This window comes from uncultured Sphingomonas sp. (assembly GCF_964237335.1).
GTDB lineage: Bacteria > Pseudomonadota > Alphaproteobacteria > Sphingomonadales > Sphingomonadaceae > Sphingomonas.
Genome location: NZ_CAXSHM010000018.1, coordinates 38649 through 65406 on the forward strand (window position 1 = coordinate 38649; position 26758 = coordinate 65406).

The following is a 26758-nucleotide window of genomic DNA, read 5'->3' on the forward strand; positions in this document are numbered from 1 at the left end:
TTCAAGTTCCCGTCCAGGGCCGGTCCCGCAGTCGGTCCCGCATCCACAGAACCTTGTCGGTGGACCAATGTCGGCGGCCTCTCAATGATCGTCGTCGAGGAACGACAGCACCTCGCCGGCCGCCGTCCCGGCGCTCTCGTTCGCCATCATGTGGCCCTCGCCGGAGAAGACCACCTCCTTGGAGCGCGGAAGCTTCCTGGCCATGTCGTGTTGCCTGTTTTGAGGCACCACCTTGTCCTCCTCGCCGCAGACGACGAGCGTCGGCGGGGCGACATCCTTCAGCCGATCGTCGATAGAGAAGTGCGGGTTCTGCCTCTTCTGCTCGCGATGCACTTCGGTGTCGACGAGCGCCACCGCGTCGACTGTAACGTCAAGCATTGCGCCTGGCGGCCGCACGAACATCGGGCGAAAAGTCTCGCGCAGGGCGTCGCGGTTGTGGCCGTGCTCGATCAGGAAGTCGAGCGTGTCGACCGGGTCTTTCCGGTGGTCCGCGGGTCCGGGCGACAGCAGGCAAAGCGCCCGGAACGCGCCGGGATGTCGGATCTCGGCGAGCAGTCCGATGACGGCGCCGAAGGAGTGGCCGACGAAGACGGGCGCGTCCAGCTTCAGCGCGCGGCAGAACGCGACGACGTCGTCGGCGAGTTGGTCGAAGGTCCATCCCTCTACGGAGTCGGAAGAGGCGCCGTGCCCGCGGAGATCGAGCGCGTGAACGACGTGCTGGCGCGACAGCAGCCCCAGCAGTTCCTCGTAGGGGCCCGCCATGGAGCGCATTGCCAGCCCGTGCACGAACACGATCGGCCGGCCCTCCGACGCGCCGCCTTGGACGGAGTAGCCGAGCGACGCGCCCTCGACCTCGATGCGCATGATGCCCTCGTCCATTATCGACAATCCTCCACTGTGCAGAAACTCGCGCCTCGCCGGCTCAGCAGAACGGCACCAGCAGGGACGACGGGCGGTCGCCGCCGGCGTAGATCCGGTGGCGCCCCTCATTTACCGTTTCGTCGTGGCCGAAGCGCGCGAACTGCAGGATGTCGCGACCGCTCACGAGCAGGCGCATCGACTCGCCGGCATCGAAGCTGGTGCTCGAAGGTAGAATCTCGATTCGCACCTCCACCACCTCGCCCGGAGCCAGCTTCTCGGTTCGGTCGCGCGTCAGGTAGGGCCGCCACGGCGCTGACTCCGGGTCGACATGCCGCTGCGAGGCGCGCAGCCAGCCCAGGCTGACCATGCCTTGGCGGAAGCCGTCCCTCGCCATGAACTGAATCTGGCGTCCCTCGCGATCGTACTTGCGCACTGCGACAAAGAGGTCGAGGTCGTCGGCGTCGAGCGCGGACACCCATAGCGTGAGAACCATCGGCCCGGTGATCTCGGTCGGGCGCTCGAACGGCATGTTTACCTGCAGCGTCTCGTTGGTCTCGGAATCGTAGTCGCGATGCTGATTGGCGTCCGGGGGCGCGAAGGTGAGGCGGTTCCGTCCGAAGTCGACGTAGCGCCGCTCCCAGGACACGCGGTCGATCGGCCATGTCCGCTCGGCGCGGACTTCGTGCTCCGTCTTGGTCCGGCGGACCTCGAGCCGGATGGGCGGGCGCCGGTCGAAGCCGTTGTCCTCGCGCTTGAGGAAGTGGTCGAGGCCTTCTGCCACTCGACCGCGTCGGCGCTGTAGTAGCGGTCCCACTCGCAGCCGCCATGCGTGTACAGCCACTTCCGCTTCGAGGAAATGCGCATAAAACCTTCGAACGCACCGCGGCTGTGCAGCCCCTGCAGCGACCAGGAGCCGCAGACCAGCGCCGGCACCTCGATCGTCTCGAGCGGAAAAGGATGGCGCGCCGACGCCTCGATCAGCTTTTGCCCGCGCTCGGCCACCGCCTCGCCGGCGCCGCGCGCTAGCGACCCGGAGTAGTAGCCCGGCAGGAACCGCGTCTCGGGGATGCCGCCGTGCTCGACAATGTCGCGGAGCAGGTCGGAGGCGCCTTCCCAAAGCACGATAGCTTTCAGATGTGCGGGCTTCGTCGTCGAAGCGCACATCCACTGGCTGATCGCTAGGTAGGAGACGCCGCTGAGGCCGACCGCGCCCGTGCTCCACGGCTGCACGCCCGCCCACCCGATCAGGTCCTCATAGTCCTCCGGGTCCTTCTCCGAGTAGATCCCGGCTTCGCCCTCCGACCGATAGTAGCCGCGCGCGTCGGCGACCAAGACGACGTAGCCGTTCGGAACCCAGAAGCCCGGGTCCGGCGCCTCCCAGGGCGTCACGTCGCTTATGCGCAGGGTGCCGACCGCGTTGCCCGAGTTCCTGATCTTCGGCAGCGTCGAGTAGTCGTTCGGACACCGGTCCTTGCCGTAGACCGTCACGCACATGATGACGGGGTAGCGGCCCTCGACCTCCGGCCTGAACACGGTAGCGTTCAGGCGGACCCCGTCGCGCATTTGGACCCAGATGTCGCGCTCGACCAGAACGCCCCCGGGCAGCGGATAAGTCACCGCACCCCGGTCCTCGTCGCTGTCGGCCTCAACCTGGTTACGAAATGTCGACAAAGACCAGCCCTCCTGTCCCGACCCGGCCTGCGTCAAAGCCAGCCACAGAGATCACCTTCCCTAGACCACCGTTCCGCCGACGCTCTGTCCCCTTCCGGGGAGGACAACGGATTGCCCGCTGGCCCGGCGGATGCCCGCCCCTTCTCGAAAGTAGGTAGCTTCCGCCCTTGACGCAGCCGGGTGCGTGCCGCGTTTCCGCACGCGGCCGGAAGCGACGATGAGCAGGGAGGGACCGCTGGCGAAGATGGTTGACGACGACGGCGTCAGGGCCGCGCTGCCGCGCCGGCTGATCGACGTCGCGTCGCGTTGCGTCCCCGTCATCGGGACCGACGGGTTCGTAGAGTTATTCCAAGAGCTGATCGGGGCGACCGGCGCCGCCCAGGTCATCGCGTTTGCCTACGCGCCGGGCGAAGCGCTCTGCCTGCTCAGCCGCAACTTCGGACCCGGCGGCGGCAGGACGCTTGTAGCCGACTACGCCAACGGCTGGTTCAGGGAGGACCCGCTAGTTGGCCGCGTGCTGGCAATGGGCGACGGCGACTGCGGGGTCGAGCGACTCGAGAGCATCGCGAGCGAGCTCAGCCCGGCATACCTTGCCAAGTTCTTCGGCCAGCCCAGGTTCGGCTCGAAGGTCGCCGTCCTGGTCGCGCAGGACTCGCTCAGGATGGTACTCAGCTTCTACTGCGACGAACCCGCAGAGGCCGGCGCCTTCGGTGCTTTTGACGCGATTGAGGAGAGCGTGTTCCTGCTGGTCGGTAGACTGCTGGCAACGCACTTCGCCAAACCCACCGCCTCCGACACGCCCGCGCCGCTGGCGATCCTCTCCGAGCGGGAGCGGCAGGTATGCCTCAGCATGCTCGCCGGCAGGAAGGCCGACGCGATCGCCAATGACATCGGCGTGAAACCCAGCAGCATCGTCACCTACCGCCGCCGGGCTTACGACAAGCTCGGAATATCGTCGCGAAGCCAGCTCCTGTCGATCTGCAGGCCGCGTAGGAGATAGCGGTTGCGATAGGGTGCGGAAGCGGATTTTGCATCCGGCGCGTCTACCAATTCCACTACGCCCACATTCAGCCGCTTGGCCCAATCCTGCAACAAACTCTCGCTTTTCGAGGTACCCGGGCGCAGCTATCGCGCCCCGGTGTGATCTTCAGCCCTGATTGGCGAGTGCGACCTGCTCCTTGGTCGCGAAATAGCGGAACAGCGTGCGGCGCGGCACGCCGGCAACTCACCCGCGCCTTCTTGCCCATGTTCCGCGAACAGAAGACGCGGCACAGCCTGTTCACGTCGTCGCTGGCGGGAAGAGTCGCCGATTGTGGTTATTCGATCTACCCCGCGACCAAGTTGGGCTCGCAGGCGTGTCGGAGTCACTTAGGGTCAGGACTCGTTGATCACAGCCAGAAGATGACGGTGGCGGCGAGGGCGACGGCGGAGAAGAAGACGGTTGGGCAGCGATCGTAACGGGTGGCGACGCGCCGCCAGTCTTTCAGCCGACCGAACATGATCTCGATGCGGCTACGGTGCCGGTAGCGGCGCTTGTCGTATCTGACGGGCTGGTTGCGCGATCTGCGGCCCGGGATGCAGGGCTGGATGCCCTTGGCCTGCAGAGCGTCCCTGAACCAATCGGCGTCGTAGCCGCGGTCTCCAAGCAGCCACTGTGCCTTGGGCAAATCGTCCAGCAGCGCTGCCGCGCCGGTGTAGTCGCTGACCTGGCCGGCGGTCATGAAGAAGCTCAAGGGGCGGCCGTTCGCATCGGCGACGGCATGGAGCTTGGTGTTCAGGCCGCCTTTGGTGCGGCCGATCAGGCGACCAAGGCCCCCCTTTTTACCCGCAGGCTGGACGCCGTGCGGTGCGCTTTCAGATAGGTCGCATCGATCATCACCGTCTTCGGCTCGGCACCTGCGGCTGCCAATCCCTCCATCATCCGGACGAACACGCCGCGCTCGCCCCACCGCTTCCACCGATTGTACAGCGTCTTGTGGGGACCATAGGCGCTGGGCGCATCACGCCGGCGCAGCCCATTGCGGTTGACGAACACGATGCCGCTTAACACCCGTCGGTCATCAACCCGTGGCTTGCCGTGGCTCTTGGTAAAGAACGGCCGCAAGCGCTCCACCTGCTCATCAGTCAACCAAAACAGGTCGCTCATCCGCAGTCTCCTCGCGGAGCCTGAATCAGATCGCGCACCTCACATCAATGGGTCCTGACCCTAGGAGGTTAGTCAAGGCCTCGCGACAACAAGCCGCCATATACGCCGCCGAAGCGATAGACGTAGCACTCTTCCGCCGCAACGCCGGGCGTATGCTGCCCGGCAATGCTACCGAAGCCACTCAAGTCGTCACTGTCAGGCATGTGCAGTAATGAGCGGTGGTATTCGCCGCAATCTGCTCGGTCGTCACGCCCCGGAGCCATCTCAACCAACTCGAAACGCGAGTGATGGCTTGGTCGGCGAAACACCGCGAGATCAGTGACGATCATGTCGACCACGTTCTTGCCCGTCAGCGGCAGGGTGCAGGCGGGGATGAACTTGGGGCTGCCGTCCTTGGCGGTGTGGTCCATGACGACGATGATCTTCTTGACCCCGGCGACGAGGTCCATCGCCCCGCCCATACCCTTTATCATCTTGCCGGGGATCATCCAGTTGGCGATGTCGCCCCCCTCGCTCACCTCCATCGCGCCCAGCACGGTCAGGTCGATATGGCCGCCGCGGATCATCGCGAAGCTGTCGGCGCTGGAGAAATAGGCGGTCTGCGGCAGTTCGCTGATCGTCTGCTTGCCGGCGTTGATGAGGTCGGGGTCGATCTCGTCGTCATAGGGGAACGGGCCGATGCCGAGCATGCCGTTCTCGGACTGGAGGGTAACGGTCATGCCGGCGGGGATGTTGTTGGCGACCAACGTGGGGATGCCGATACCAAGGTTGACGTAGTAGCCGTCGCGCAGTTCCTTGGCCGCACGCGTCGCCATCTCGTCGCGTGTCCAGGGCATCAGACTTCACTCCCCGCCGCCGCGCCAGCTGTTTCGCGCGCCCGCGTCATCCGGAACTCAATCTTCTTGTCGTAGGGCGCGCTGACGATCATCCGGTTCACATAGATGCCGGGCAGGTGGATGTGATCGGGTTCGAGGCTGCCGGTCGGCACCACCTCCTCTACCTCCGCGACGCAGATGCGCCCCGCCGTCGCCATCGGCTGGTTGAAGTTGCGCGCCGTCTTGCGGAACACCAGGTTGCCGCTCTCGTCCGCCTTCCAACCCTTGATGATCGCGAGATCGGCGCGGATGCCGCGTTCCAAGATGTATTCCTCGCCGTCGAACTCCTTCACTTCCTTGCCCTCGGCGACCTGGGTACCGACGCCCGTCTTCGTATAGAAGCCCGGAATGCCGGCACCACCGGCACGGCAGCGCTCGGCGAGCGTTCCCTGCGGACAGAACTCCACTTCCAGCTCGCCGGCCAAATACTGCCGCTCAAACTCCTTGTTCTCGCCGACATAGCTGGAGATCATCTTGGCGATCTGGCGGGACCGCAGCAGCTTGCCGAGCCCCTCATTGTCGATGCCGGCATTGTTGCTGGCGACCGTCAGTGCGGTGACGCCGGATGCCTGGATCGCGTTGATCAGCCGCTCGGGAATGCCGCACAGGCCGAAGCCGCCGGCGCAGATCGTCATGCCGTCGTGGAGCAGCCCGTTAAGCGCGGCAGCGGCGTCCTGATGGAGTTTGTTCATGTCAAAGACTCTTCAACGGAATGGATGCGTCTGCGAGAAGATCAGGCGAAATCGCTGCGGCGTCTTTCACGAGCCGCTTGCCCTGAACGTAATCCCGCATCGCGTTCACGCAGTCGAGCGCGACAACCCGACCACGTCTCAGATAGATAATCGAAAAACTTCGTTTAGCCGGATCGCCGCGCACGACGGCACGGTCGTGTCCGCCTGCTAATCCCACCGTTTGGAGCCTCAGGTCGTACTGTGAAGACCAGAACCAAGGCACCTCCTGATACCGATCCTCGATTCCACAGAGAGTCTTGGCCACGACAGCCGCCTGATCGTTGGCGTTCTGTACCGATTCAAGTCGGATCCAAGCGCCGTCGGCATAAGCATTCGAGTGAAGTGCGCAGTCGCCGATCGCAAAAATGTCCGGGAGGCTGGTGTGACATTGCTGGTCGACCGCAACTCCATTCGTGCCAGCAGCTCCCACCGCGAGCAGCGGTTCAACCGACGGCATGATGCCGACGCCGACAACGATCATCTCGCAGTCCAGCACTTCGCCGCCAGCAAGGCGAACGCCTGACACACGCCCGTTATGCTCCTCAATGCATTCGACGCACGCGCCTAGCCGCACATCGACCCCGTTCGCCCGGTGTTCGGCCTCGAAGAACCGCGAGAGGGGTTCCCCGGCCACTCTAGCCAGCACGCGGTCGAGGGCCTCTACCAGCGTGACGTTCTTGCCCGCCTTGACGAGCACTGCTGCCGCCTCAAGGCCGATGTAGCCGCCACCGATCACCACGATCCGGGTGGCCTCTTCCAGTTCCACCCGCATCCGGTCCACATCCGAACGGGTGCGTACGGTGTGGACACCAATGAGGTCATGACCGGAGCAGACCAGGCGCCGCGGCGTGCCGCCGGCAGCCCAGACGAGCCGACGGTAGGCGACCGCAAACCCGTCCGCGCACAACACCTCGTGCGCCTCAGGATCCACGCTCGTGACCCTTCGACCAGTCAGGACCTCGATGTCTCGGTCTCGCCAGAAACTGGCAGGCCGGATCAGCAGCCGCTCAAAGGGCTTCTCGCCGGACAAGTACTCCTTCGACAGCGGGGGGCGCTCATAAGGAAGTTCCGGTTCGTCTCCGAGCAGCGCGATCGATCCATCGAACTTTGCCATGCGAAGAGCGATTGCCGCTTGGGCACCGGCGTGACCGGCACCCACGATCAGCACGTCGCGTGCCGAGGCATTCTCCCTGGCGGCGTCGGACATCGCCTTCAGTCCTCCGGCGCGATGACAACGCGCAGCCCGTCGACTGAGGTGGAGAAGGGAAGCTGGCATGATAGCCTGGACGATGGACGACGGTGACTCGAACTCTCAAGCAGGTCGTCTTCGTCATCGCTTGGCGGCGGTAGGTCGTTCGCGACGTCTCCGGAGACGTACACGTGGCAGGTTGCGCAGCTGCAGCACCCGCCGCACAGGGCGAGAAGTTCATCGACGCCTCCGTCCCTGATGACCTCCATGACAGTCAGCCCGTCGGCGCCCTGAAGGCGCTTCTCCTCTCCCTCCCGCGTCGTGAGAATTAGCTCTGGCATGTCATTCAAGCCTTTCTAGTCGAAGTGACGGCGGTTTTCAGCAGATCTACTTGACCGCGAGAGGGTCTTCCGTCGTTGTCAGGGCCGTCAACTGCAGCCTGCCGGTACCGCTGGAGAGCCGACCCCGGCGGCATTTGCGGAAACGACATCCACCCGCCCGAGTTCATCGGCCATGGTCATGACGGCGCCGATGTCGTGAAGTGGGACGCAACCTGGCTCCGTAGCGAGGGCTCATCCCGTCGCATCTGTGCCGAGTTCGTCTCCGAGGAGGATGCGGGGTCTGAGGCGGAGCCCTGGGAGCCCAAGCCGGCTGCATTCTGAAGTGCGTCCGTACTCCAACGTGCCCCCCGCCAGGCGACATGCTGGTCGGGTCGAACGAGGGTTAGGGTCGACGGGTAGAGGTGCAGGGGATCGCTATCCTGGAGCCGGACGACGACGAAAGGCATATCGAGGCTCCGAGCATCCGAAGTGGCCTGCTCGATCTCCTCGGAACGTGCTTCCGGCCGGCAGACCAGCGCAAAACCCATCCCGAAGCAATCATAGAGGGACAAGTCGCCACCACACCAGAAGTGCGGTGCCAAGCAGCCTGGCCGGCTGGTCGGCCGGTGTACCAACGCATCTCTCGTCGGAACCGGCGAGCCATCGTCCTCGATGATCGGCGAGGAAGTGTAGCAATCCCCCAGCACGATGCCGAGGGTGTGAAACTCGCGTTCCTTGGCCGCAACGATCCGGAGGCCCGCCGCCTCGCGGGCCGCCTCGCCGACTGCGTCGTCCCGCTCGAGATTGGGATGCCATAGATCGTTGGAGAGCACCGAATGGTTGGCCGACGCCTCGGCGATGATGGACTCGTGTATAGGCCGCCGCTCCCGCTCATAGCTGTCAAGCAAGCCTGCGCCGCCCCAACCTCGGCTGACCGCTGCGATCTTCCAGCCGAGATCGACGCCATCCGCGATGCCCATGTTCATCCCATAGCCGCCGAAGGGCGGATGCAGGTGGCAGGCGTCGCCGATTAGGAACGCCCTCCGATCCCTGTACCTATCGGCCAGAAGACTGCTGGCGACCCATTCGTCGCTACTCATGATCTCGTAGGGCAGATCGATGCCCGTCGACTGCCTGATGAGCGCAGCAGCGGAGTCCTGCGTGATCTTGAAGTCTTCTGGAAGCCTCGTCGGCATAAAGAACCATATGTCGCCCTCGTCCATCGGCCCGATCAAGCCGGGGGCGACGGGATTGACCTGCCAGTACATGCTGCCCGGACCGTGCGCGTGAGCGTCGGCCAGACCAGGCGCGCGGAATACGATGTTGTAGTTGCGCGAGAGACCATAGGTTCCGGACATCGTCGCTCCAACGTAGCTCCGAACAGCGCTTCGCGCACCGTCCGCTCCGACGAGAGTGTTCGCCACTACTTCGCTCTTGATGCCTGACGCCCGATCACGCAGGGTGATCATTACCTTCTCTTCGTCCTGGTCGGCGGCGACGAACTCCGTGCCGAACCGGAACGCCACTGAAGGCAAAGTGCCCGCCTTCTCCCTTAGAACCTGTTCAAGCTTGTACTGAGGAACCCACTGCCCGTGTTCGGGATAGTCTTGGGACTTGACGGGCGCGCAATTCGATGCGTTCTCGATGACCGCGAGGGACGCCCCGCGAAGACTGGTGACGAAATGCACATTGGAGGGATAGTCGACGCCGAAGGGCGACACCTCTGCCAGACGTTCCGCGATGCCCCAGCGCCTGAAATGAGTGCGCGTGCGGACGTTGGTCGTTTTCGCGCGTGGTGCATACCCCACGCGCTCGTTTTGTTCGACGACCAGACAGCGAATGCCTCGCTGGCCAAGCTCGATCGATAAAGCCAGGCCACTCGGGCCTGCACCCACGACTACGACCTCAGTCCGCGGTCGACCGGAGTCGGCCTCCATGTCCATTTTGGATCCCTCCCGGATAAGCCCGGCGCCTCGCATCTCGTTGCGTCGCCGACCCCGCGGCACATGGACTAGTGGACAACCGTGACGCCCGCAGGATGTCGAATCTCAGAAAGTGTTATCTCAGCGGGATCGCCACTGCGATACACCTGCACTGAAACTCGTCCGCACGAGCAGTTCCGCATCGCGCCGTCACGAAGCGTTAGCGCGACCCTATCACTTCGGAAATTCTGGTATCGTGTCAGCTCTTCATCGATAGCCTACCACAGCGTCAAAGGCTGGCCCGAGCTGACGAAGGTCAGGGACGCGGCCTGAGCAAGGAGGGTGCCAACGTCCGCGTGCGTCCGATCAAAGCTGTTACCGAGGAACAGCTTCGAAATTTCCAGGACGCCGCCCAATCGAGCCTGACCATGTCAAATCTGATCCACACACCTTTCGGATCAAGCAGCGCCCGAGCACGCGCAAGGAGCACACTATGAAGGATCCCGTCCACGTAATCCAGCAGATCGCTGGGGCGTTCGAACAGCACCCGAGCGACGAGTTCTCGCTGATCGAGAACGGCGCGATCGCGGGTCAATACTTGGCTAGATTCTGGCAGCCCGTCGCGCTCGCGCGCGACCTCAAGCCAGGGTCAGCAAAGCGGATCAAGATCCTCGGCGGTTACCATACACTCTACCGAGCAGAGGATGGCGAGTTCAAGCTGGTTCAGGATCGCTGCCCGCACCGCGGAACGAGCTTAGCCTACGGCTGGGTGGAAGGCAGTTCGATCCGCTGCCGTTATCATGGCTGGAAGTTCTCCGGCGATGGCCAGGGCGAGGACTTCCCCGCTGAGACCGCTACCTATGCCCGGAGCATCTGCCTCAAGACATATCCCGCTCGCGAATATCTCGGCGTCATCTTCGGCTACTTCGGCGCAGGCGAACCACCTGAGTTCCTGCGGTTCCCGGAGCTTGAGGACGAGTCGGCTGGCGAGCTGCTCTCGGTGGCGACGGTCCTGCCCTACAACTACTTTCAGCGGGTGGAGAACGACATCGACGAGGTGCACGTCCATTTCACGCACGGCGAATTCGCAGGTAGCTTCGGCATCTCCGATATCCCGCTCATCGCAGCAACCGAAACCGACTACGGTCTTGTAAACGTGGCTACACGGCCCGACGGCAGCAAGCTATTCACCCACGCTTTCATGCCCAACGTAATGCTGCGAGAAGTGGTCACCCAGCAGGATCGCAGCCAGCTTACCGTTCACGCGGCTTGGCGCGTGCCGATCGACGACACGTCAACACTCAGCCTGTTCATCGACCGGGTCGCGAACCCAGACAAGTCGATGCACGAGAAACTCAAGACGATGATCGATCCCAATGAACTCGCCGCCAAGATCATGTCGTGCGAGATGACGCTGGACGACGTCGACGAGTTGCACCCCCTACTCCCCGTCATCCAGGACACGGTCTGCATGGCAGGGCAAGGCGTGGTGGCGGATCGCAAGGCGGAGAACTTGGGACGCTCGGACCGTGCGATTGGCCTTTTGCGTCGACTTTGGCTTCGCGAGCTTCGTGCCCTGCGTGCAGAAGAGCCGCTGAAGAACTGGCGCCGAACGACAGAGGAGAAGCTGCAAATGGTAGAACTAGCGAACGCCGCGTGAGGCCAAGGCCCCTGCTTGCGCATCAGGCGGCAGGGGTCGACGCCCTTTCACTATCGCCGTCCAGGCCCGCGACGTTTGGACGCAACGCAGTTTGAGAGAGCTCCGGAGCGTATCTTCAAAAATGAAGAGGCTCGTTCCGGTTCAGCGCAGCCCTGCGGAAGAGGTCGGCCAGATGCTGAGCTGCGGGCGTCAGCGGCAACGCGGTTCGGCTGACGATGCAGACGGGCGGTGCCTCAAACACCTCATCGAGCGGCACCAGCTTCAACAGCGATGCCCTCTCGGCAAAGTCGAGACACTGCTGGGGGAGCATCGCCAGTAGGTCGGACGAGGCGGCCGCCATGATTGCGGCCATCGCACCGTGCGCCTCGACGACGATCTTCGGTTGAGGTAATCCATAGCGATCGAAAAACGGGTTCAGCTCCGCGGCGTTGATCGCGGTGACGGACGTGACCACCCACCGCGCGTTGACAAGGTCCTTGATCGAGCGCGCCTTGGCGAGGGAATGGCCGGGTCTCGCGGCCACGACCCTGCGATTGTCGAATAAGTTTTCCACGGAGAACTCCTTCGGCATCTCGCTCTCTCCCGGAGGCCCGACGTAGAAGTCGATCGCCCCCTGCCGAACCTCGTTCTCCATGACGGGAAACAGGCCCTCGCTGATCCTGAGCAGCACGTCGGGATAGCGACTTTCAAATGGTCTGAGCACGCGTGGCAGCATGGCGATCTGCGAAGACGTCGACATGCCCACCGAAACCGTCCCGGTGGCGGAACCGCGCAGTTGCTGCACCTCGTCGAAGGCGCGCTGAACCTCCAGCTGGATGGCTGTGCTTCGCTTGAGGAAGGCTTGGCCGATAGGGGTCAACGTCATCCCGGTGGTAGTCCGCTCAAACAACGGTGCGCCGAGCTCGTGTTCGAGTTCCCGTATGCTTTTCGAGAGCGCTGGCTGCGCGAGCCCAAGGTGTCTCGCGGCCCGTCTCAAACCGCCTCGCTCGGCGATGCTGATGAGATCGCGCAGCTGGGTGAACTTCATAGGGCCCTCTCGTAATCGGAACGGCTGAAACCGACGGATCCAACGTGTTAGTGCTCTAGCATCGCCTTGGCGAGAAAAGCATCGCCAAGCCTTGCTTTCGCGGCGCTAGTGGCATGTGCCGCAAATCGTCACGTCGCACCTGCGAACAAAGCGGAACGAAGGGAGAGAGCGATGGCGACCAGCCTGCGGCAGACGATGGACTCCGCGCCGATCAGCCCTCTGCAGTGGCGCGTCGCGACCATGCTGACGTGCGTGTTCCTGCTCGAAGGCATGGATTTCCAAAGCGCCGCCTATTCCGCGCCTATCCTGATGACGATGTGGCACCTCGGCAAGCTGCAGTTCTCGCCGCTGCTGGCGGCGGCCGCAATCGGAATGGCGATCGGAACGATCGGCGGCAGCTGGGCCGCCGACCGGTACGGCCGAAAGCCGACGCTGACGGCGAGCGTCGCGTTCTTCGGCCTCCTCACGATCGTGTGCGCCGGAGCGAATGGACCGAACACCTTCATGCTCGTCCGGTTCGTCAGCGGGCTGGGCTTTGGCGCGGCGTTCCCGACCGCCATTGCGATGATGGGCGAGTGGATGCCCCGTCGTGCCGCGCCGAAGGCGGTGAGCGTCATGACGATCGGCATACCGGGCGGGATCATCCTAGGCGCGATTGTCGCGGGATGGTTCCTGCCGAATTTTGGCTGGCGCTGGTTCTTCGTGGCGGTCGGATCGGCATGCGTGCTGTTTTCGCTCCTACTCCTCACGGCGCTGCCCGAATCGCCGAGCTACCTCGTATTGCGTGGACGCCAGGCCGAGCTGCGCGGGCTGCTTGGCCGAGCATGGGGTAGCGCGATCACGTTGTCGCACGGTCCATTCGAACTGGCGCGTCTCGAACAGCGATCAAACGGGCTGCTGAAGCCGAAGCAGCGGCGGACCAGCATCGGCCTGTGGGTGGCATCGCTCGCCGCCAACCTCGGCACCTACACGATGGGAGCGTGGCTCACCGTGGTGCTGACCGGCTTCAAACTTCCTCTGGTCACCGCCTTGCGAGGACCTATCACCTACAGTTCGTTCGCCATCTTGGGTGGGTTGTCGGTGGGTTGGGTGATCAGCCGCCTGGGAACCCGCGCAGCGATGCTGAGCCTCGTTGCGATCGGCTTTGCAGGCGCCGCGTTCGTCAGCTTGGCGATCGCTATGGTGCCAATGGGCTCGTCGCTGCTGATCGCCCTGTTCGGAGGATTGGCCGTGATCGGCCTGTCGATCGGCGCGCTTCTTCCCGCAGCCTATGTCGTCGCGGCCAGCGCATACGAGACGGAGGTTCGATCCCGCGGGGTGGGCGTTATGTCCGCGATCGGGCGCGTGGGGTCCATCCTTAGCGGCTTCCTGGGCGGGGCTATCTTGGCATCAGCCCCGCCAAGTGCATTTTTCGCCCTCATCGCGGGCCTTATCGCAGTGATCGGAATTGGCGTCCTCGTCATCAACCACCATGTTGCACGATTGGGTTACGTCGATCGCGCGAAACCAATTTCACCCTGACAAAAGGTGAAGTGCGGCAGGCAGATGCCCCGGTTTTGTGCAGCGGCGGGATTACCAAGCCGTCCGTTCGTCGGGCCGAGGATCCCCTTCGACGCGGGCGGGAACATCGAAATACATCGCCGACCGCGTCGCCTCGTCATAGGGAGGCCAGGTGGGCAGCAGGGCATTGCTCGGATCGCCCGACCTGGCGAATGCCGCCCACGACGCGGTCATCTGCCGTGAGACCGTGAATCGCGAGAGGTTCGCGCCGAGTATCGGATGCTCGGGATGAGCGAACGCCAGCGGCAGATCCAGAATGTGGGGGGTCCCGTATCGTCCTTCGAACACGTCCGTCTCGAACGCGAGCACGTACATGTAGGTCGGAGCCGAAGCGCTCCGCGCGCGTCTTTCGGCCATGTGGATGGCTTTCCGCCTGAAGACGAAGTCTCCGAACACCGCCGTGAGAAGCTGTGCCGGCGTGCAGTCGGGTCGGTTACGTCGATAGACGTCAGCGATCTCTGCTTTGTCGCCCAGCATCCCGGCAAGCATGCCACCACCTGCTCGCGCTTGAGGCTAGCGAAATCAGGCATGGCGGAAAGGAAGAACGTGGCCTCCGTTGCGCATGTGCCGATCAGCAACGACACGTCGGCCTTCCTAGAGCGTTCTTCGGGATCGAGGCAACCATCAGGCAGAAGTGAGCCATCAAATACCGGCTCAAACTCGTGTCGCGGAAGAGTCGGCCTCGTCACGAGGCTTGGAGCGAGATTGATCTGTGCCTTCACGAGCCGCTCCGCCGAGGTAGCCAGCAGCCCCTCCACGTCGTCCGGATCGAGACCAAGCTCGCCCATCAACGCGAGCGCAGCGGCTGTCCCCTGCGCTCGGTTCTGGGCGTCGAGTTGGGCGCCGCTCTGGATGATTGCCTTGTGGAAGAGTCCTTTCGCCGCCGACATCGCGAGAAGGACGGACACCTTAAGCCCTCCTCCCGACTCCCCGAAGATCGTGACGTTGCCCGGATCACCGCCGAATGCAGCGATATTGTCCCTCACCCACGCAAGCGCATCGACGATGTCGAGCATTCCCACATTGCCCGAGCTTCCGTAGGTCTCGCCTCCGGGTAGGTCGGCGAGGTGGAGGAAGCCAAGCACTCCGACGCGGTGCCGAACGGTCACGACGACCACGTCTTCACGGCGGGCGAGGCTCTCACCGTCGAACCACCACACCGGCGGCGTTTCACCGAAATACTTGCCGCCATGGCACCAGAACAAGACTGGACGCCAGGAGGCGTCGAGAGGCTCGGGAGCCCAGACGTTGACCGTGAGGCATTCCTCTTCCTGCACGCGCCAACTCTCGTCCGCTGGTCCGCCCAACACCATGAGATCCTCGATCTCTTGGCTGGTCACGTTCATCTCGCGTGATTCGGGCTGGATGGCACGCGGGCCGTAATCAAGCGCGTCTCGCACACCCTGCCACGGCGATACCCGCGCCGCTCGCCGCCAGCGGCGGCTGCCGCCGACGTCATTCCCATACGGGATGCCCCTGAATGTCGCGACGCCATCCGCCGCACGACCACGAAGACGGCCATGCGAGGTGGAGACGATCACCGCATCATCCACGTGTCACCGTCCCGTCCACATAAGCGGCATTCCCGCCGCTCCCCTGGTCCGCAGTGCGCCAAATTTGTCCTCGAGCGCATCGGCCCAATCTAGAACTTGGCGCCGAGCCTGACGCCGTACGTGCGCGGCGGCGAGGTAATGACAGCGTCCAGGCTGCCGATCGAGACGTTGGAGGCAAAGGTCGGCGTCCGATCGCCCTCGATGTTTCGGACAAAGCCGGAAATCGTCCAACGGTCACGCGCATCGCCGAAGCTAATCGTCGCGTTCGTGCGCGAGTTATAAGGCGCCAGCTGCGCAGGGCGGTACTCGAACCCGATGTACTGACTGGACCGAAGCTGCGTATCGGCACCGAAGACGACCTTGTAGTCGCCGATGGGCACGGTCTTCTGAGCGGCCAGGTTTAGCGTCCATTTCGGCGAGTTGTAAGCGGGCTTCCCTGAGCAGTCGACGTTGTAGAAGACGCCGCCGGTCGTCGGCGAGACCGCGCACGTGGTGTAAGGCGGAGCCGTGCCAACTGGCGCCAAATAGGTGAAACTATCATACTTCGTGCTGAGGTACTGAAGATCGGCGCTGAGTTCCGTCGTCGGCGTGACCAGCAGCCGCACCTCCGCTTCGCCGCCCTTGATCGATGACGTACCGATGTTCTGCGTGAAGTTGCCTTGTTGGCCTGTGTTGTCGATCCCGACATGGGAAATCTGCTGATTGCGGTACTTCCAGTAGAAGCCCTCAAAATTCAGCTGGAGCCGATTGTCGAAGAAGCGGTTCTTCGACCCGGCGGTGTACGCGGTGATGTACTCGGGCTGATAGGTCTCATATCCACTCGCAAGGCTGAAGCCGCCCGAGCGATAACCGGTCTCCACGCTCGCATACAGCAGCGAGCGTGGCGCCAGGTCGAACTCCACGGCTCCCCGGTAGGTGCCCTTGCCGATGCTCTGGCTGGCGTTGACCACCACGTCGCCCCTAGTGATCCGCGTCCCTGCCACGGGCCCGACACCGGAAGCGACGCCGAAGGCTGGCAGCGCGAACGGGATGTCCGCGAACGTGTTGAAGAAGGGAAAGAGCGGTGCCGTTGGGCAGTTGCCAGCCGTGCAGACGATCGTGACCCTGTTCGACTGCCCGTTGAATCGTTTGTCGTCGTGCGTATAGCGCGCACCTCCGACCAGCCGCAATCGCTGTCCGATATGCACGGTGAGCCGTCCAAACCCCGCGTAGGATTCCGTCCCGGTCGTGTAATTCTGCTGCACGGCAAGTGCCTCCTGGTTCACCGCCAGGTGGTCCTTGATGGATTCGTCGAAGTAATAAATTCCGACATTGTAGTCGAAGATGCCCACTCCCGTCTTGCCCAGCCGCACTTCGACGCTCGTCTGCTCCGCAGTTTCCTTGTCGAGGACCGAGGCCAGCGTGCCGCCAAGGTCATTGAGCTTGGAGTAGCGATAGGCCGGAACGACCGTCAGCGTACCCAAGCCGGTCTGATAGTCGATCTGCGCGTTGGCGCCGTAGAAGTTGTTGGCCTGATAAGGAAAAGCAGGAAGGGCGTTGAGGTTGCGGCCCGACGGACCGGCGCGCTGGGCCTGCAGATAGGCTTGTGATGCTGGCGAGAACACCCCTTGACTTGGGTCGATACCGGACGGCGTAACGTCAAACCGCTGTCCAAGAGGCAGACTGGAGAGGGTCGGATCGTACTTGTAGCTATCCACCACGCCGTAGCCGTTCCCCGCGCCCCCGACATGGGCGTAGTCCCCGGAGACGCGAACCGTAAGCTGCGGCGTTAGCTCGGATTTAAGTTGGAACCGTCCCGCCTGCACCTTCTCGTTGGACTCGCCGTCGCTCAGGTACGCGCCCCGGTCGACGATGTTGGTGGAGATGCGAAGCGCGCCCTTATCGCCCATAGGGACGTTCACCGCGCCCTGAAAATTTAGCGCATTGTAGTCGCCGTAGCTCACAGACCCAAACCCGGAGAACTCGCCCAGCTTTGGTTGCGTTGGGAGCACGTTAATAGCTCCTCCCGTTGCGTTACGCCCATACAACGTGCCCTGCGGGCCCTTCAGAACCTCGATGCGGTCGAGGTCGTAGAAGACGCCGGCCGCCGACGTCGGTCGACCTACATAGACGCCGTCATAATTGAACGCGACCGCAGGGTCGCTGTACGAGGTGCTCGCGAAATTGCCCACGCCACGGATGAAATAGTAGTTGTACGACCCTGCCGATGGGACGGTGAGGGCAGGAACCAAGCTCGTCAGCCGATCTACGGAACTGGCGCCCGCCTTGAGCAGGTCGGCACCTCCGACGACGTCAATCGCAACGGCAGCTCGCTGGCTATTCTCCGAGACCCGCTGGGCGGTCACGACGATGTCGGCGAGGCCGCTGGCACCCTGTGCTGGGGGACTCCCCTCGACCTGACCCGGCGCCGCGTTGCCGCCCTGGCCAGCACCTGCCTCGCTGGTCTGACCCGCGGCACCGGCTGGCATCGATGTCGTGTTGCCTGCCTGGGTCTGCGAGGAAGCACTCTGTGCGCGCGCCTGCCCCTGACCGCCGGCGAGCAGCGCAATCATCGCGACGCCGGTGAGATGCGTGGCCTTCATTCCGGATCCTCTCTGGTCGGTCGTCCATCCAATCGGGCAACCTGATAATCCGCGGCTTCGCTCGTCCGCGTCGGGAAGCTGATAGGGCTGAAAAGGGGGTGGCGCACGATGTCAGAAAGACCGAAGTGATTGCTCAGAGATAACAGCTTGCAGGTCCACTACAGCGGGATCGGAGCTTCTCGGCGTGAACATGTCATAGAACAGGCCGAGTGCCCGGAGCAGGGATAATGAAGAGCAACGCTGGAGGTCGTTCTACGAGATCGCCCCCCAACCGACACCGGGTCCGAACAGCTGCCTGGCGTTCTCGCGATCGATGCGAAGCCTCTCGTCAGGTGTCAGGAGATCGCTCTCTTCGAGCATTGAGGTGAACTTGCGAGAGGTGCCGCCCGGTGCGTACGGGAAGTCGCTGCCGAACAGAATGTGCGACGGATCGGCGAAGGCCTTCAGCGCCGGCAGCGACGTCGGGCTGGAAGTGAGCGCGGTGTCGAGGAAGTATCTCCGGAACGTAGCAAGGCTCGCCGCGGTGTCGGTCTCGAAAGTCGCCGTCTCGGTCGAACCGGGCGGTCCACTCGCGGCAAAGGTCGCGAACCGGTAGGCGGTATACGGGAGGAAGCCGCCCCCGTGAGCGAGGATGATGCTGATCCTGCGATGACGATCCAGCACCCCGCGCATCACCATTTCCACCGCAGCCCGCGTGGTCGCGAATGGGAAGTCGACGAATGGTGCAGGTATGCCCTTCAGTTCCGGCTGCGACAGGCGTGTGGGGTGAACAAACACGATCGCCGAACGGCGATCGAGCTGCTCCCACAGCGGCTCGAAGCTCTCGTCGCCGAGATATTGATCGCCGTAGTTCGAGAGCAGCGTGATCCCGTCGGCCCCGAGGACATCAAGCGCGTAAGTCGCCTCGGCGATCGACGCTTCGACGTCTGGCATCGGCACGTAAGCAAAACCGCCGAACCGTTCGGGCCATCGAGCGGCAAGCTCGGCGGTGTACTCGTTGACTCGACGCGACATCGGCGCCAGCTCGCCGTCAGCCCAGCCCGTCAGTCCCGGCGCAGTCAACGAAAGGATGCCCGTCGAGATGTCGTTCGCGTCCATGAAAGCTAGCGCAGCTTCGGGTGACCAGGGCGGCGGTCGGTGCGACAGGCTGCGCTCTCGCAGCCCCTCTACCCAGAACGGCGGCAGCACGTGCTGGTGGACGTCAATGCGGTTGGCCATCTCTCTCTCCATTCATCCGCTACAAAGATACTCACCATTCGACGCACAATCTCTCGGCGCCCGTGCAAGGCCTCCGCGCTCGTCCATGCGGGGCTTGGACGCGTTCCGCTTTTCAACGCCAGAACGTCACGATCGGCCCGCCAGCTAAGCCTAAGCCAGCGCGAGCATCCCGCCAGCATAACAGGTCAGCCGCTCGGCGCCCGCTTGCGTGATCAGGTAGGTATCGGCGCGCATGAGCGAGTGGAGCTCCGGATCGGCGAGCACGGGGTGGAAGATCATGGTCATTCCCTCTTCCAGCACCAATGCGGAACTTGGATCATGCCGCGGTTCCTCCAGCGCCATCCCGCAGAAGTGCCCGAGGGACAAGGAACTCATCGAGCGACCCCTCGCCTGCAGGAAATCTCGCACGAACGCCGCTACTGCGCCGAGTTCCGCGCCCGGCAGCATGAGAGGCTGAGCAGCCTCCTTCGCTGCGAGGAGATCCGCGTAGGCGCGCAACGCGCTATCGTCGTCAGGAACGGTCGAGACCGGAATCGTGAGCTGCGAATAATATCCTTCGAAGCGAGGGGACACCTCGACCAGATAGCGAGCGCCCGCTTCAATGAGCTCCGGATTGGCCGTCGACCGCATCGCCCGCCCATGAAAAGGGAGCTTCAAGACCAGTTGAAAGCCGCTCTCCGCTCCCTGGAGACGGGCAAGATGATCAACGTCCGCTACGATGTCACGGTTGGAACGGCCGATCCTGAAGAGATCTGGAATGTGCCTCCAGACGTCATCCGCGATGACGGAGCTCTTGCGGATCAGCGCAATCTCCTGAGGGGTCTTCCGCATCCTCAGCTTCATCATCTCGTTCGATACGTCGACAAGGTGAGCAGCAGGGAGGACATTGCGCACTACCTCTACGATCGTGAACGAGACAGCGGCGGCCTCGGAGACTCCGATCCGCTTGGGACCATGACGCGCGATCCGTTCTGCCAGCAACCGCTCGGAGTAACCTGCGACGAGCTCGATCGGGAAGCCGTTCGCCTGGTAGTGTTCAGAAACATCCTTCCCAATGCGCTCCGACACCAGCTCTACGGTTCCGCTGCGTGAGATCAGCGCTGCGGCGGGGCCGCCCATCGGTATATAGCCCGTCAGCCACCGCTGAGTGCCTAGGAGAATTTCGTCGCGCGACAGGTCCACGGCTAGGAGCACATCGAGATCCAGGCGGTCCATCATCTCTCGGACGCGTTCCCAGCGAACGGAGGCAGCCGGCAAGTCGAACATCGATTCATCTCCCGAAGCGCACCCGCTGCACCGTGAAGCCCACCGCCCTCCGGCTTATCGCGATGAACCGTCATAGAATGGCGCCTCCGGAGGCAGGTGATGTCATTCCGAACGAGGCGTTCTTTTAACGCAATCACCATCCGCCGAGGTAACCCGGAGGAAGTCAGCGACTGCCGAAGCGCGATGCCAGTGGGCGGAGCGAGCGAAGTGTTTCCTGCTCCTAATCACCTCGCGGATTTTCCTATCGGTCGCCCCGGCCGCCACCGGTGTACGAGAGCGCAAACTGTGCCAACCGGAACCCCCGCGCGCAGAACTAGAGCCAGGCCGCTCAAGGTCGAAGGCAGCAGGCAGAGGTCAAATGAAGCTAGTCAGGTACAAACACGACGGCGTCATCCATCTGGGCGTGGTCGCCGATGGCGGGGTCGTCTGCCTCGATGATTCGGGATTCCCGACGATGCTCTCGCTCATCCAAGCTGGACAGTCAGGCCTCGATCGCGTCAACGACCTGCGCGCGAGCGGAGCCGCCGCGCTATCGCTAGACGACGTCGCTCTGCTCGCGCCGATCGAGCGTCCGGGTAAATATCTTGCGATCGGGATGAATTACGCGAAGCACCTTGAGGAGGCGGACAAGCTCGGCGTGGCTCGCGCCAAGTACCAGACCTGGTTCAACAAGCAGACAACCTGCCTCTCCGGTCCATTCGACGACATCGAACCGGGCCCAACGGACAAGCTAGACTACGAGGTGGAACTGGCAGCCGTGATCGGCAAACCCGCAAAGCAGGTGCTGGAGGAAGACGCTCGCCACCACGTGTTCGGCTACACCGTCGCCAACGACGTGTCGGCGCGCGACTGGCAGTTCCACACTCCCACCTTCACGATGGGCAAGTCGTTCGACACGCATGGCCCGATCGGCCCATGGATCGTCACCAGCGACGAGATAGCCAATCCCCACACTCTTGCCCTCAGGTGCTTCGTCAACGGAGAACTCAGACAGTCGAACAACACCGGGCACATGATCCACAATCTCTGGGCGCAGATCGCCTATCTTTCGGCTGCGTTCACGCTCGAAGCTGGCGATCTGATCGCGACCGGAACGCCTGAAGGAGTCGGCGTCGGCATGGAGCCGCAGTCCTTTCTGCAACCGGGCGACGTCGTACGCTGCGAGATCGACGGCATCGGCGCGATCGAGAATCGCGTCTCGGCGCGGAACTAAGCAGGAGACGAAAGATGCCCGTACTGAGCGCGTTATCTGTTACCTTGGAAGTGCCCGAACTCGACGCGGGTGTGAAGTTCTACACCGACGCCGGCATGGTGGCGGACGTAGAGGATGGCAATGCGCGGTTGCGCTGCGAGGGACAGGACCGGGACTCCATCATGTTGCTAGGCGGCTTTGCCCGCAAGCGGCTGCACCACATCTCCCTGCGCGCAAACGGACTCAACGTGATCGCCGATGCAGTCGGCGCGAACGGCGGGCGAGTAGTGAATGCGCCGCATGGATTCGAGGACAATGGCCTCTGGGTCGAGGACCCCAATGGCATGCTGATCCACCTGCTCGAACATCCAGCCGACGCCGAACTCGCCGAAGCGCCCACGTTCGAGATCAACGCGCCTGGTCGACTGCTGCGAAAGCGGCGCTCCGCCGTTCTTCCCTCGAGCAAATACCCTCCGGCGAAGCCGCTTAGGCTAGGTCACATCCTGGTGTTCAGCCCGGACGTCATGAAGAGCGTCCAGTTCGTCACTCGCGCACTCGGGATGGGGCTCGCCGACCACGCGCAGGACGTCATCGCGTTTACCTGCGCGAAGAAGGACAGCGATCATCACGTGGTCGCTTTCGCGAAGTCTCCCGGCGTCGGCTTCCATCACGCCAGCTTTCAGGTGAGCGATCCCGACGAGGTGGGACGTGGTGGAAGAGCACTGCTGTCGAAGGCAGGTCGCGGAGACTGGGGGTTTGGAAGGCACACGATCGGCTCAAACTTCTTCCACTACATCCAAGATCCTTGGGGGTCCTGGTTCGAGTATTTCTCGGACATGGACCACATCGACGATCATGCGCTCTGGAGTCCAACCAACTACGAGATGGAGGACAGCCTCGCCAGCTGGGGCCCTGATGTCCCCAAGGACTTCGTGCACAATTACGAAGTCGACGCACAGGAGTTCGTGTCGGCCGGATGCGCTGCAGAGGCGGCGGAGTAGCTCGATGACGTCTTCGATAGGTACACGGACATGACCGTCAGCGCAGACGAGATTATGCTCGAGAGGCTCTTCAAGACCGCTCGATCGCAAAACGGGTGGCGCGACGAGCCGGTGGGCGATGATCAACTCCGGGAGGCGTACGACATCGCGAAGTGGGGTCCTACTTCCATGAATACGCAGCCCATGCGCATCCTGCTTCTTCGATCGAAGGAGGCGAAAGAACGACTGGCTCCAGCACTGGCTCCCACGAACGTCGACAAGATGACGTCAGCGCCGGTGGTAGCGATCATCGCCTATGATCTGGAGTTTCACACGAGGCTCCCTGTGACGTTTCCGCACAACCCGAACGCGGCAGCCTACTTCACCGGAAACCCCGCGTCGATCGAACCGACCGCATTCCGGAACGGCTCGCTTCAGGCCGCCTTCTTCATTCTAGCATTGCGCGCGGTGGGTCTGGACGTCGGCCCAATGTCGGGCTTTGACGCGGCGAAGGTGAACGCCGAGTTCCTGGCGGCATCTACTTGGCGCGTAAACATGCTTTGCGGCATCGGTCGGGGCGACCCCGCAAAGGTGTTCGACAGGTCGCCACGACTGAGCTTCGATGAGGTTGTCCTCGAAATGTGAAGATCGTCACGCCACACGGGCGTCTCGCGACCGTCCGCTTCAGGCTTCCAAGACTTTCGTACGTCTGCCGGCGCCCGAAACTCTTGGTGGAAGCACGAACCCGCTGCGCGGGAGGGGTACTCCGACCGCAGGTGAGGTGACCGAGCAGGCGTTGCGCCTGGATTGAGCGCTGCGGGAGGCAGGCAGAACATCGGGGCTCCACCAGAAGGAGCCCTGCCATGAACATCCTTGATCCGGTTGTTGCCGTCAGCCCGCTACGCCAGCGTCTCATCGACGAGATGGAGATGCGGCGGTTCGGCTTTGAGACGCAGCGCAACTACATCCGCGACGTCGGTCGGTTCGCGACGTTCCTGGGGCGCTCCCCCGACACGGCGACGGCGGAGGAGGTGCGGCGCTTCCAGGTCGAGCAGTGCGAGTTGGGCGTGCGGGTGCCGACCATGAACAGCATCGTGTCGGCGCTGCGGTTCTTCTTCACGCAGACGCTCGACCGGCCGGACCTGTCACGCAAGCTGATCCGCACGCGGCACATGCGCAAGCTGCCGGTGGTGCTGAGCCAGGAAGAGGTAACGCGGCTGCTCGACGCAACCACCTGCCTCAAGCACCAAGCGGCGCTGTCCGTCGCCTATGGCGCCGGGCTGCGCGCGGCCGAGGTTCCGGCCCTCAAGGTGCGCGACATCGACAGCGAGCGGATGCTGCTCCGGGTCGAGCGTGGCAAGGGCGGGCAGTACCGCAACGCCATGCTCCCCGCTGGCCTGCTGGCGCTGCTGCGGGAGTGGTGGAAGGTCGGCCGGCAGCAGGGCGTGATGCACGTCGACGGCTGGCTGTTCCCCGGCCAGCACTACCTCAAGCCGCTCAGCACCCGGCAGCTGCACCGCATCGTCGTGGAGGCAAGCGTAGCGGCGGGCATCGGCAAGCGCGTCGGGCCGCACACGTTGCGGCACTGCTTCGCCACCCACCTGCTGGAGGACGGCATCGACGTCCGTATCATCCAGGTGCTGCTCGGCCATGCGAAGCTGGATACCACCGCCTTCTACACCAGGGTCGCCACCAAGGTGTTGCGCAACGTGGCCAGCCCGTTCGACCGGCTTGCGACGACCGCTGCGGAAGGGAGGGCGCCCAAGGGCTGAGCGGGCGTTGCGCGCCTCACTCGAGGTCGCCGACATCTTCCGCGCCGCGGGTCCTGCGTACCGGACGGCCCGTGCCGGACACCTGAGCCTGGACCAGCTCAAGGTCATGTCGGCGATTGAACACTGCCGCACCGCCGTGATGGGCGGCCACGTCGAGGCCTGCACCGACTGCGGGCACTGGCGGGTCGCCTATAACAGCTGCCGCAACCGGCACTGCCCCCGGTGCCAGGGTGCCGCCGCGCGCGCCTGGCTTGCCGAGCGTGAGGTCGACCTGCTGCCCGTCGGCTACTTCCACGTCGTGTTCACGCTACCGGCCGAGGTCGCCGACATCGCCTTTCAGAACAAGGCGGCGGTGTACGGGCTGCTGTTCCAGGCGGCGTCCGAGACGATGACGACCATCGCCGCCGACCCGAAGCACCTTGGCGCCCGCATCGGCATCACCGCCGTGCTCCATACGTGGGGTTCGGCCATGACCCACCATCCGCACATCCACATGATCGTGCCGGGCGGCGGTCTCTCGCCCGACGGCAGTCGCTGGGTGTCGTCGCGTCCGGCGTTCCTGCTGCCGGTGCGCGTGCTGGGCAAGCTCTTCCGGCGCCTGTTCCTGACCCGGCTGACGGCGCTCCACGATGCCGGGCGGCTCGCCTTCTACGGCAGCTTGGCGCACTTGGCTGACCGACGTGCGTTCCTGCGTCACCTCGCACCGGTCCGGAAGAAGCGCTGGGTGGTCTACGCCAAGCCCCCGTTCGCCGGGCCGGAGACGGTGCTCGCCTACCTGTCGCGTTACACCCACCGCGTCACCATCTCGAACAGTCGCCTCCTCCGCTTCGACGAAGCCGGGGTGACGTTCCGCTACAAGGATTATCGCCGGGGTGGCGCCGACCGTCAGCAGGTCATGACGCTCACCGCCGACGAGTTCATCCGCCGCTTCCTGCTCCACGTCCTGCCGAGAGGCTTCCACCGCATCCGCCACTATGGCCTGCTCGCCGGCGCCACCCGCAAAGCCCGTCTCGACCACGTCCGTCAGCTGCTCGGGGTGGCGCCGCCCGCCGCACCCGATGTGCCGGCCGAGCCGGACGACATGCGTCCGCCATGCCCATGCTGTGGCGGGCACATGGTCGTCGTCGAGACCTTCGAGCGTCAGCGCCAGCCCCGCGCGCCGCCGGCTCCTGCGCCGTCACCCGGGAGCCAAGCGTCGTGACCCGGCACGGCATGTCAGCGACCGACCCCGCAACGCCTATGCTTGCGGAGCCGAAGCGACCTGCGCCGATCGCCAGCCGAGATGCCGTCACACCGAGCCGAGCTGGTCCAGCTGTGCCCGCACAGCGTAAGCGTGGCCTGTGGGCCGCCTTGCCCGCGCAGCCGTAGCGGGGATGTTGGTCGCCTTTGCGAGGGCGATGTTGGTGCGGGAAGTTTTCGGGTCTGGGACTGGTCATACGAGTGCTCGTACGACTGGTCGCATGGAGGTGGTCGGCCGGGTGTCGGGTCGGCGCAACTGGTCGGATGGGGAGAAGCTGGAGGTCTTGGCGGATGCGTTCCGGCCGGGTGTCCGGGTTCGCGATGTCCTGCAGCGGCGTGATCTATCGAGCGGGCTGGTCTACACGTGGCGCAAGCAGGCGCGGCTGGGGCTATTGGCCGGCACAGTTCCCGCGCTGCCGGCGTTTGCCGAGGTGCGGGTGGCTGAGGTCGAGAGCATCGCACCTGCGGCGCAGCTATCGGTGCCCACGCCCGGCCTTATCAGCATCGACCTGCCGGGCGGCGTGCGGGTGAGCGTGGATGCCGCGGTGGACGCTGGCGCGCTGGCGCGGGTGCTGTCGGTGCTGGGATGAGCCCCGCGCCGTTGCCGACGCGGGTGTTCCTGGCGTGCGGCGTGACCGACATGCGCAAGGGGTTCGACGGGCTTGCGGTGCTGGTCCAGCAGGTACTTGCCGAAAACCCGCATTCCGGCGCGCTGTTCGCGTTCAGGGGCAAGCGCGGTCACCTGGTCAAGCTGCTGTGGTTCGACGGCCAGGGCCTGTGCCTGTTCTCCAAGCGGCTTGACCGTGGCCGCTTCGTCTGGCCGGTGACGGCAACGGGCACGGTGACACTGACGCCGGCGCAGCTGTCGATGCTGCTGGAGGGTATCGATTGGCGCCGGCCGGAGCGGACGTTCGTGCCGTCGTTGGCAGGCTAAAATGAGGGACTGTCAGGATTTCCGTGTGTGGGCGGGCATAATGGGTACGAGGAGTTCCCC

General features: G+C 63.9%; 22 protein-coding genes and 3 pseudogenes. 10 read left to right on the forward strand and 15 right to left on the reverse strand.

Annotation, left to right across the window (positions count from 1 at the left end; genetic code table 11):
- Positions 1 to 81: 81 nt before the first annotated feature.
- The 3 genes and pseudogenes from ACFE65_RS10635 to ACFE65_RS10645 form a co-directional block, all read right to left on the reverse strand.
- On the reverse strand, positions 82 to 879 hold the full coding sequence (locus tag ACFE65_RS10635; protein WP_375382341.1) for an alpha/beta fold hydrolase: 798 nt from the start codon (positions 877 to 879) through the stop codon (positions 82 to 84).
- 43 nt (positions 880 to 922) lie between these two features.
- Entirely contained in the window at positions 923 to 2023 is a 1101-nt protein-coding gene (locus tag ACFE65_RS10640; RefSeq protein WP_375382342.1) for a CocE/NonD family hydrolase C-terminal non-catalytic domain-containing protein, read from the reverse strand.
- Positions 1906 to 2424: pseudogene (locus tag ACFE65_RS10645) on the reverse strand (CocE/NonD family hydrolase); the annotation flags it as partial. The gene ACFE65_RS10640 and the pseudogene ACFE65_RS10645, both read right to left, overlap by 118 nt.
- 292 nt (positions 2425 to 2716) lie before the next feature.
- On the opposite strand from ACFE65_RS10645, the gene ACFE65_RS10650 reads away from it, so the two are divergent.
- Positions 2717 to 3532 (forward strand): helix-turn-helix transcriptional regulator, encoded by an 816-nt coding sequence (locus ACFE65_RS10650; protein ID WP_375382343.1) that lies wholly within the window; start codon positions 2717 to 2719, stop codon positions 3530 to 3532.
- A gap of 388 nt (positions 3533 to 3920) precedes the next feature.
- Here the strand turns inward: ACFE65_RS10650 and ACFE65_RS10655 are convergent.
- The 6 genes and pseudogenes from ACFE65_RS10655 to ACFE65_RS10680 all read right to left on the reverse strand — a co-directional run bounded on the left by ACFE65_RS10655 (position 3921) and on the right by ACFE65_RS10680 (position 9736).
- A protein-coding gene (locus ACFE65_RS10655; protein ID WP_375382344.1) for an IS5 family transposase occupies positions 3921 to 4678 on the reverse strand; the annotation gives its coding sequence in 2 pieces (ribosomal slippage) (positions 3921 to 4357 and positions 4357 to 4678; 759 coding nt in all).
- A gap of 181 nt (positions 4679 to 4859) precedes the next feature.
- Positions 4860 to 5514 (reverse strand): annotated as a pseudogene (locus tag ACFE65_RS10660) (3-oxoacid CoA-transferase subunit B).
- On the reverse strand, positions 5514 to 6245 hold the full coding sequence (locus tag ACFE65_RS10665; protein WP_375382345.1) for a CoA transferase subunit A: 732 nt from the start codon (positions 6243 to 6245) through the stop codon (positions 5514 to 5516). The pseudogene ACFE65_RS10660 and the gene ACFE65_RS10665 overlap by 1 nt, the downstream one beginning before the upstream one ends.
- Before the next feature lies 1 nt (position 6246).
- Positions 6247 to 7491 carry an NAD(P)/FAD-dependent oxidoreductase gene (locus tag ACFE65_RS10670; RefSeq protein ID WP_375382346.1) on the reverse strand — a complete coding sequence of 415 codons (1245 nt, stop codon included), beginning with the start codon at positions 7489 to 7491 and terminating at the stop codon, positions 6247 to 6249.
- A gap of 5 nt (positions 7492 to 7496) precedes the next feature.
- Positions 7497 to 7814 (reverse strand): 2Fe-2S iron-sulfur cluster-binding protein, encoded by a 318-nt coding sequence (locus tag ACFE65_RS10675; RefSeq protein ID WP_375382347.1) that lies wholly within the window; start codon positions 7812 to 7814, stop codon positions 7497 to 7499.
- 176 nt (positions 7815 to 7990) lie between these two features.
- Positions 7991 to 9736, reverse strand: a complete 1746-nt coding sequence (locus ACFE65_RS10680) for an FAD-dependent monooxygenase (RefSeq protein ID WP_375382348.1) — start codon at positions 9734 to 9736, stop codon at positions 7991 to 7993.
- Between the two features lie 472 nt (positions 9737 to 10208).
- On the opposite strand from ACFE65_RS10680, the gene ACFE65_RS10685 reads away from it, so the two are divergent.
- Positions 10209 to 11375, forward strand: coding sequence for a Rieske 2Fe-2S domain-containing protein (locus ACFE65_RS10685; protein WP_375382349.1), 1167 nt, complete (start codon positions 10209 to 10211; stop codon positions 11373 to 11375).
- Positions 11376 to 11490: 115 nt separating this feature from the next.
- Here the strand turns inward: ACFE65_RS10685 and ACFE65_RS10690 are convergent, their stop codons facing one another.
- Positions 11491 to 12402, reverse strand: coding sequence for a LysR substrate-binding domain-containing protein (locus tag ACFE65_RS10690; protein ID WP_375382350.1), 912 nt, complete (start codon positions 12400 to 12402; stop codon positions 11491 to 11493).
- Positions 12403 to 12573: 171 nt separating this feature from the next.
- Between ACFE65_RS10690 and ACFE65_RS10695 the strand changes: the two genes are divergently transcribed.
- Entirely contained in the window at positions 12574 to 13923 is a 1350-nt protein-coding gene (locus ACFE65_RS10695) for an MFS transporter (RefSeq protein WP_375382351.1), read from the forward strand.
- Positions 13924 to 13974: 51 nt separating this feature from the next.
- On the opposite strand, the gene ACFE65_RS10700 is transcribed toward ACFE65_RS10695, so the two are convergent.
- From ACFE65_RS10700 to ACFE65_RS10720, 5 genes and pseudogenes are all read right to left on the reverse strand, one after another.
- Entirely contained in the window at positions 13975 to 14451 is a 477-nt protein-coding gene (locus tag ACFE65_RS10700; RefSeq protein ID WP_375382362.1) for a carboxylesterase family protein, read from the reverse strand.
- 38 nt (positions 14452 to 14489) lie between these two features.
- Positions 14490 to 15515: pseudogene (locus ACFE65_RS10705) on the reverse strand (carboxylesterase family protein); the annotation flags it as partial.
- Positions 15516 to 15604: 89 nt separating this feature from the next.
- Complete coding sequence (locus ACFE65_RS10710) at positions 15605 to 18097, reverse strand: TonB-dependent receptor (protein ID WP_375382352.1); 2493 nt, start codon at positions 18095 to 18097, stop codon at positions 15605 to 15607.
- Between the two features lie 252 nt (positions 18098 to 18349).
- Positions 18350 to 19315 carry an amidohydrolase family protein gene (locus tag ACFE65_RS10715; RefSeq protein WP_375382353.1) on the reverse strand — a complete coding sequence of 322 codons (966 nt, stop codon included), beginning with the start codon at positions 19313 to 19315 and terminating at the stop codon, positions 18350 to 18352.
- A 150-nt stretch (positions 19316 to 19465) separates the two neighbouring features.
- Entirely contained in the window at positions 19466 to 20581 is a 1116-nt protein-coding gene (locus tag ACFE65_RS10720; protein ID WP_375382354.1) for a M24 family metallopeptidase, read from the reverse strand.
- Positions 20582 to 20939: 358 nt separating this feature from the next.
- On the opposite strand from ACFE65_RS10720, the gene ACFE65_RS10725 reads away from it, so the two are divergent.
- The 7 genes from ACFE65_RS10725 to tnpB all read left to right on the forward strand — a co-directional run bounded on the left by ACFE65_RS10725 (position 20940) and on the right by tnpB (position 26698).
- Positions 20940 to 21794: a fumarylacetoacetate hydrolase family protein gene (locus ACFE65_RS10725; RefSeq protein ID WP_375382355.1), complete on the forward strand. Its 855-nt coding sequence runs from the start codon at positions 20940 to 20942 to the stop codon at positions 21792 to 21794.
- Positions 21795 to 21808: 14 nt separating this feature from the next.
- Positions 21809 to 22774: a VOC family protein gene (locus ACFE65_RS10730; RefSeq protein WP_375382356.1), complete on the forward strand. Its 966-nt coding sequence runs from the start codon at positions 21809 to 21811 to the stop codon at positions 22772 to 22774.
- 30 nt (positions 22775 to 22804) lie between these two features.
- Positions 22805 to 23398, forward strand: a complete 594-nt coding sequence (locus ACFE65_RS10735; protein ID WP_375382357.1) for a malonic semialdehyde reductase — start codon at positions 22805 to 22807, stop codon at positions 23396 to 23398.
- Between the two features lie 218 nt (positions 23399 to 23616).
- Positions 23617 to 24525 (forward strand): tyrosine-type recombinase/integrase, encoded by a 909-nt coding sequence (locus ACFE65_RS10740; RefSeq protein ID WP_375382358.1) that lies wholly within the window; start codon positions 23617 to 23619, stop codon positions 24523 to 24525.
- Positions 24526 to 24532: 7 nt separating this feature from the next.
- The gene (locus ACFE65_RS10745; RefSeq protein ID WP_375382359.1) at positions 24533 to 25726 is read left to right on the forward strand and encodes an IS91 family transposase; all 1194 of its coding nucleotides are present in this window, start codon (positions 24533 to 24535) and stop codon (positions 25724 to 25726) included.
- A 259-nt stretch (positions 25727 to 25985) separates the two neighbouring features.
- Complete coding sequence (locus ACFE65_RS10750) at positions 25986 to 26354, forward strand: transposase (protein WP_375382360.1); 369 nt, start codon at positions 25986 to 25988, stop codon at positions 26352 to 26354.
- Positions 26351 to 26698 (forward strand): IS66 family insertion sequence element accessory protein TnpB, encoded by a 348-nt coding sequence (tnpB, locus tag ACFE65_RS10755; RefSeq protein ID WP_375382361.1) that lies wholly within the window; start codon positions 26351 to 26353, stop codon positions 26696 to 26698. The genes ACFE65_RS10750 and tnpB overlap by 4 nt, the downstream gene beginning before the upstream one ends.
- Positions 26699 to 26758: the final 60 nt, after the last annotated feature.